At 69.4% G+C, this 6,976-nt stretch carries 5 protein-coding genes and 1 pseudogene; 5 read left to right on the top strand and 1 reads right to left on the bottom strand.

Going from position 1 to position 6,976, the window contains the following annotated elements:
* Positions 1-1,199: signal recognition particle protein (locus VF542_RS10245; RefSeq protein ID WP_408651605.1), on the top strand; the 1,199-nt coding region annotated here is incomplete at its 5' end.
* Positions 1,200-1,271: 72 nt separating this feature from the next.
* Here VF542_RS10245 and VF542_RS10240 read toward each other — a convergent pair.
* On the bottom strand, positions 1,272-2,195 hold the full coding sequence (locus VF542_RS10240) for an EAL domain-containing protein (RefSeq protein ID WP_408651604.1): 924 nt from the start codon (positions 2,193-2,195) through the stop codon (positions 1,272-1,274).
* A 332-nt stretch (positions 2,196-2,527) separates the two neighbouring features.
* Here VF542_RS10240 and VF542_RS10235 point away from each other — a divergent pair, with 332 nt between their 5' ends.
* The 4 genes and pseudogenes from VF542_RS10235 to VF542_RS10220 all read left to right on the top strand — a co-directional run.
* A complete protein-coding gene (locus VF542_RS10235) occupies positions 2,528-4,147 on the top strand; it encodes a helicase HerA-like domain-containing protein (protein ID WP_408651603.1) in 1,620 nt (539 codons plus the stop codon).
* A complete protein-coding gene (locus VF542_RS10230; RefSeq protein WP_408651602.1) occupies positions 4,144-5,217 on the top strand; it encodes an amidohydrolase family protein in 1,074 nt (357 codons plus the stop codon). Before VF542_RS10235 ends, VF542_RS10230 begins: the two co-directional genes overlap by 4 nt.
* Before the next feature lie 60 nt (positions 5,218-5,277).
* Positions 5,278-6,312, top strand: coding sequence for a hypothetical protein (locus tag VF542_RS10225; protein ID WP_408651601.1), 1,035 nt, complete (start codon positions 5,278-5,280; stop codon positions 6,310-6,312).
* Positions 6,313-6,495: 183 nt separating this feature from the next.
* Positions 6,496-6,976 (top strand): annotated as a pseudogene (locus VF542_RS10220) (hypothetical protein); the annotation flags it as partial.

The following is a 6,976-nucleotide window of genomic DNA, read 5'->3' as shown; positions in this document are numbered from 1 at the left end:
TGAAGGGTCAGGGCCACAGCCCCCTGCTCGTCGCCGCCGACCTGCAACGTCCCAACGCGGTGACCCAGCTGCAGGTCAACGGCGAGCGCGCCGGCGTGTCGGTCTGGGCGCCCGAGCCCGGCAACGGCGTCGGCGACCCGGTCGCCGTGGCCCGGGCCTCGATCGCGGAGGCGGAGCGACGGCTGTACGACGTGGTCATCGTCGACACCGCGGGCCGACTGGGCGTCGATGCCGAGCTGATGCAGCAGGCGGCCGACATCCGCGACGCCGTCGATCCCGACGAGATCCTCTTCGTGGTCGACGCCATGATCGGCCAGGACGCGGTCAACACCGCGAACGCGTTCGCCGAGGGGGTCGGCTTCGACGGCGTGGTGCTGACCAAGCTCGACGGTGACGCCCGCGGCGGCGCGGCGCTGTCGGTGCGCTACGTGACCGGCCAGCCGATCCTGTTCGCCTCCAACGGCGAGAAGCTCGAAGACTTCGACGTCTTCCACCCCGACCGGATGGCCTCCCGGATCCTGGGCATGGGCGACATGCTGACCCTGATCGAGCAGGCCCAGAAGACCTTCGACGCCGACGAAGCCGAGCGGATGGCTTCCAAGATCACCAGCGGCAACCAGTTCACCCTGGAGGACTTCCTCGAGCAACTGCAGGCGATCAGGCGGATGGGCCCGATCGGCAACCTGCTCGGCATGCTGCCCGGCGCCGGCCAGATGAAGGAGGCACTGGCCCAGGTCGACGACAAGGATCTGGACCGCACCGCGGCGATCATCCGGTCGATGACCCCGGCCGAGCGCGACGACCCGAAGCTGATCAACGGTTCCCGGCGGTTGCGGATCGCCAACGGCTCGGGCGTCACCGTCAGCGAGGTCAACAACCTCGTGGACCGGTTCTTCGAGGCCCGCAAGATGATGGCCCGGATGGCCGGCGGCCTGGGAATGCCCGGGGCCCGCCGCAACAACAACAGCAAGAACCGCAAGGGCAAGAAGGGCAAGAACAAGCAGGCCGGACGCGGACCGGCCCAGCCGAGGATGCCGGCCGGCCTGTCCGGCATGGCCGGGCTGTCGGGTGGGCTGGGCACCGGTGGGCTGGGTACCGGTGGGCTGGGTACCGGTGGGCTGGGCACCGGTGGGCTGGGCAGCCTGCCGCCGGGCACCGAGCTGCCGGACATCTCGAAGTTCAAGTTCCCGAAGTCCTGACACCGCCCGAAGTTCCCGAAGTCCTGACACCGCCCGAAGCGAGCGGTCCTGACACCGCCCGAAGCGAGCGGCTCAGCGGCTGCTGGCTGTGGGTGCGGAGTTGCCCCAGTTCGTCCAGTCGGCCGGTGCGCTGGTCGGCATGCCGGTCAGGTGGCCCTGCAGGGTGTCCACCCCGAGCCGCGTCAGGCAGTCCAACTCAGACCCGGTCTCGACGCCTTCGGCGACGACGGTGGCACCGGAGCCGTGCGCGAACATCACCACCGCACCGACCAGGGCACTGCGGGCCGGGTCCTTGTCCACCCCAGAGACGATCGCCCGGTCGATCTTGATGATGTCCGGAGCCAGGGCGACGATGTGACGGAACGAGGCGTAGCCGGCGCCGGCGTCATCGACCGCCAGCCGGATGCCGTGCGCCCGCAACCGCATCCGAGCCTCGATCAGCGGGGCGTAGTCCTCGATCGAGGAGTGCTCGGTGACCTCGAGCACCAGCCGGTCCGGCCGGATCGCGGTCGAGCGGAGCTCACTGAGCAGGGCTGTGCTGGCGAAGGTGGCCGGTGAGACGTTGACCGCGACGTAGACGTCCGGCGGCAGGTCGACCGCGGCGCTCAGGGTACTGCGCACCGCCAGCAGGTCCAGCTGCTGCGCCCGGTTCACCACTTCGGCGTCGGTGAACCACTGCAGCGGCGTGATCAGAGGATCGCCGCCGAAGCGGGCCAGCGCCTCCACACCGACCACCCGCATGTCACGGGCGTTGACCACCGGCTGGAACGCGATCGTCAGGTCGCCGGTCCGGACCACCTCGTCGATCCGCCGGAACAACCGGCGCAGCCGTTGCTGCTCGCCGAACTGCTTGGCCAGCACCCGCCAGAGCGCGAGACACTGCAGTGGCAGTACCACCACCGCCACCACGGCGGTGACGATGACGATCGGTTCCGGGCCCTTGATGCCCCGGCCGCGCTCGATCAGCAGAAGGAGTGGTCCGGTCAGGACGATCAACAGGTCCAGAATCGTGATGGTGACGAGAAGACGCCATAATCGACGGTCCGGCATTCGCCTCGCCCCCCGGTCCGGGCTGTCTCCGATATACGCGTGGACGCTGGTGCGACACGGTGGCGTCGCGATCCAGCAGCAGCCTACCCGCACTGATTGCCGTGGCAGTTCGAAACTGTGGTATCCGTTGCGCGGCAGGGCCACTGGCGAGCCTGCTCACCTGGAGGCCGACCCAGCGCGTCCCGCGGCAGGCCACGGCTAGGCTGCCTCAGGGACCATGCCGGTCGCCGTCGTCGTAAGTGTGTCGTCGTTAGTGTCCAGCGCCCGGGAGTGCCGCCATGGCCGAATCACCACCTACCGAAACCGCGACGAGCATCGCCGCCGGATACGCCTTCGACGCTCCGGCGCTGGAACTGGGATCGGTGGTGCTGGCCGGCACCGCCTACCCCTCGGCCCGGGTGCGCATCCCGCTGGGCATGCTCAACCGGCACGGCCTGATCGCCGGTGCCACCGGAACCGGCAAGACCAAGACCCTGCAACTGCTCACCGAGCAACTCTCGGCCGCCGGCGTGCCGGTCGTGGTTGCCGACATCAAGGGCGACCTGTCGGGGCTGGCCAGCCCCGCCCAGCCCAGCGACCGGGTGGCCGAGCGGGCCCGGGACACCGGCGATGACTGGCAGCCGGCGGGTTTCCCGGTGGAATTCCTGGCGTTGGGTGGCCTGGGCAGCGGGGTGCCGGTACGCGCGACCATGACCTCCTTCGGCCCGCTGCTGCTGGCCAAGGTCCTGGACCTCAACCAGACCCAGGAGTCCTCGCTGGCGCTGATCTTCCACTACGCCGACTCGGCCGGGCTTGCGCTGCTGGACCTGAAGGACCTGCGAGCACTGATCCAGTACCTGACCTCGGAGGAGGGCCAGGACGCCCTCAAGGGCATCGGGGGGTTGAGCAAGGCCACCGCGGGGGTGATCCTGCGAGCGCTGATCACGCTGGAGAACAACGGTGGCGAGGCGTTCTTCGGCGAGCCTGAATGGGAACCGGCCGACCTGATCCGCACCGACGGCGACGGCCGCGGGGTCATCTCGGCCCTGGAACTGTCAGCGGTGCAGGACAAACCACGGATGTTCTCCACCTTCCTGATGTGGCTGCTGGCCGACCTCTTCTCCGAACTGCCCGAAGTGGGTGATCTCGACAAGCCGAAGCTGGTGTTCTTCTTCGACGAGGCACATCTGCTGTTCAGCGACGCGTCCAAGGCATTTCTGGAGCAGCTGACCCAAACCGTCCGGTTGGTCCGGTCCAAGGGCATCGGCATCTTCTTCGTCACCCAGGTACCGGCCGACGTGCCCGACAGCGTCCTCGGCCAGCTCGGCAACCGGATCCAGCATGCGCTGCGGGCCTTCACCCCCGACGACGCCAGCAACCTCGCCAAGGCAGTTCGCACCTATCCCAAGACGGCCTCCTACGACCTGGCCGAGCTGCTCACCCAGCTCGGCATCGGCGAGGCCGTGGTCACGGTGCTGTCCGAGCGGGGCGCTCCGACGCCGGTGGCCTGGACCCGGTTGCGGGCACCCCGGTCACTGATGGCCCAGCTGGACCCTGCCCGCCAGACCCAGGCAGTGAGCGGTTCGCCGTTGCTGGCCAAGTACGGCACCCCGATCGACCGGGAGTCGGCGTATGAGAAGCTCGCGGCCAGGCTGGCCACTGACGAGCCCGCCGAGGCCGCCGCGCCGACCGAGCCAGCCGAGGCGGCCACTGACGAGCCGGAGGAACGTCCGCGACCCCGGCAGGACGAACCGGCAGGCCGGGCACCGGCCGAGCACGCGGGACAGTCCCGCGGTGGCGCGGTCGCCGACGTCCTCGGCTCGCCCGCCTTCACGTCCTTCGCGCGATCGGCGGCCACCGTGCTGGGTCGTGAGATCACCCGGTCGCTGTTCGGCACCGCCAGGCGGCGGCGCCGGTGAATGCACTGCGCCTGCGGGGGATCCTGCTGCCGGAGGAGGAGCAGCGCGACGTCTGGATCGTCGACGGCAGGTTGAGCTTCCAGCCGGTGTCCGGTGCCGACACCATCGCCGACGGCGGCTGGGTGCTGCCCGGCTTCGTCGACGCGCACTGCCATATCGGCGTCACCACCGAGGGCTGGGCGGACCCCGACCTCCAGGTCGAGCAGGCGGTGCTGAACCGCGACGCGGGCGCGCTGCTGCTGCGCGATGCCGGCGCGCCGGTGGACAACACCGGCGTGCAGCGGCGCGCGGACCTGCCGCGGCTGGTGCGGGCCGGCCGTCACATCGCCAGGCCGCGCCGCTACATCCGCCATCTCGGCGTCGAGGTCGAACCGCAGGACCTGGTGGCCGAGGTGGAGCGCCAGGCCGTCCGTGGCGACGGCTGGGTCAAGCTGGCGGCGGACTGGATCGATCGCGAGGTGGGAGACCTGACGCCGGTCTGGCCCGACGACGTGCTGGCCGCCGCGATCGGCCGGGCCCACGAGCTCGGCGTCCGGGTCGCCGCGCACACCTTCAGCGAGCAGACCCTGCCGGGGCTGATCAACGCAGGCATCGACTCGATCGAGCATGGCACCGGGATCACCGCCGACCTGCTGGACGAGATCGCCCGGCGCGGGATCGCGGTGGTGCCGACGCTGATCAACATCGACACCTTTCCCGGGATCGCCGATGCGGCGAGCGAGAAGTTCCCCGCCTACGCCGCGCACATGCGAGCCCTGCACCGCAGCTCCCGGCAGCGGACCCTGGATGCCTTCGAGGCCGGCGTGCCGGTCTACGCCGGGACCGACGCCGGTGGCTCGCTGCCGCACGGCCTCATTCGCGAGGAGATCACCGCTCTGGTCCAGGCCGGCATCCCGCAGCCCGAGGTGATCGCCCAGGCGTCCTGGCGGGGGCGGGAATGGCTCGGTTTCACGGGCCTGGCCGAGGGGGCGCTCGCTGACCTGGTGGTCTATGACGATGACCCGCGGGTGGAGCTGGCCACCCTGTACCAGCCGCGCCGGATCGTGCTCGACGGCCGGGTCATCTGCTAGCTGCCCGGGCGTTCGGACCGGCCGACAGCTGCTGCCAGCTTCGAAGCGCCGGTCGATGCGATGCTGCCGTCCACACATTCCTATAGAAATAAGTGGATCAAAGGGGCAGAACACCGTACTGATACTTCACCAGTCGGACGTATCATCCTGCCAACTGCTGGTAGCCACCCATGCAGAACCATCGAGGGATCGGTACTGACGATGAACGATATTGAGGGCACGGCCGGCGACACCTCCGGCGCGGTGATGAATCGGCGCGCACTGCTGCGCGCGGGTGGCGTGGTGGCGGGGATTGCCGGCATCGGCGGCTATGCCGCCGCGCAGGCTCCGGCGGCCGACGCGGCGGCAGGTGATCCGGTGCTCGCGGGCAGGCAGACCAGCGCCGGGACGGAGTCCACGGCTCTGAGAATCGGCGGCGCCGACGCGGACGGGCCGACCTTGATCTTGGGCAACAGCGGGCCGGGCGTGCCTTTGCGGTTGGAGCAGCAGGCGGCCGTAGACCTGGAGACCGCGCAACCAGGTGATCTGATGAACATCGGGGGCGATCTTCGATTCGTCCACCAATTCACCTCCTCACCCGGGTCGGTCTACACCTCGCTCAGCGCCTCACAACTGATCCCGGTCAGTCCATTCCGCGCTGTCGACACCCGCACCGTGGCCGGCCGGGCCAAGATCGTCGCCCCGCCCAGCTATTTCGACAGCACCGGCCGGCTGATCGGCGGCTATACCATTACGATCGATCTGAGCGACGAGGTGTATCTGGGAACCGCGATCTTCGCCAACCTGACGGTGACCCAGCCGACGGCCGACGGTTACCTGACCCTCTGGCCGGGCGGAACGCGACGCACGTCGACGCTGAACTACTCGGCCGGGCAGACCGTGGCCAACTTCTGCGTCAGCGGCCTGGGAGGGGACACGGTGCAGCTGTACGCCAAGGCCACGACGCACGTGCTGCTGGATGTCGTCGCGTTCGCCGCGGGCAGCGAGGAATACGTCAATAGGCCATTGCTGGTCGCTGCCGGCGCCTCGAAGCTGACAGGTCCGGCGTACAAGCCGCCCGCCTGGTGGACCGCCAGGAACGGTCAGGGCGCATAGCTTCATCCGCTGACGGGCCCGGGGCCCGGGCACCCGGTTGGGTGCCGGCCCGGCTCGCCGGCCGGCTAGACATAACAGGCAAGCGCTCAACAATCGGTTTAGGCTCCTCCCACTGCTGGTAGTCACCATGCGGAAAGACTGCGGGTAGCCACCACGCAGAAAGATGGGATCGGAGACCGTTGAATGAGTGATGTTGAGGGCACGGCCGGCGACAGTTCCGGCACAGTAATGAACCGCCGGGCGCTGCTGCGTGCGGGCGGCGTGGTGGCGGGTATCGCGGGCATCGGGACCTATGCCGCCGCTTCCGCTCCGTCGGCCGGCGCCGCGTCCGGCGATCCGGTACTCATGGGAGCCGCCAACGATGCGGGGACGGCGGACACGGTTGTGACCACCGCCGCGTTCGCGCCGACCCTGCTCCTGTCTAACACCGGGTCGGGCGCGCCCTTGCGGTTGGGCGAGCGCACCTCCGCGGACTTGCCGACCGCGGACTCAGGCGATCTGCTGAACGACAACGGCGACCTTCTGTTCGCGCACGGCCAATCCCTGCTCGCCTCGGTCTACACCTCGCTCAGTGCCTCGCAACTGATCCCGGTGATCCCGTTGCGCGCCCTGGACACCCGGACCACGGCCGGACGGGCCAACATCCTCAACGGCACCGGCAATC

It is taken from the genome of Jatrophihabitans sp. (genome assembly GCF_036389215.1).
Taxonomy (GTDB): Bacteria; Actinomycetota; Actinomycetes; order Mycobacteriales; family Jatrophihabitantaceae; genus Jatrophihabitans_A.
This window is presented reverse-complemented; position numbering and strand designations above follow the sequence as displayed.

Bases quoted from the DNA above. Each gene is read 5' to 3' on its own strand.
- VF542_RS10225 (WP_408651601.1), top strand. From the start codon at position 5,278: ATGCTGCCGTCCACACATTCCTATAGAAATAAGTGGATCAAAGGGGCA.
- VF542_RS10235 (WP_408651603.1), top strand. From the start codon at position 2,528: ATGGCCGAATCACCACCTACCGAAACCGCGACGAGCATCGCCGCCGGA.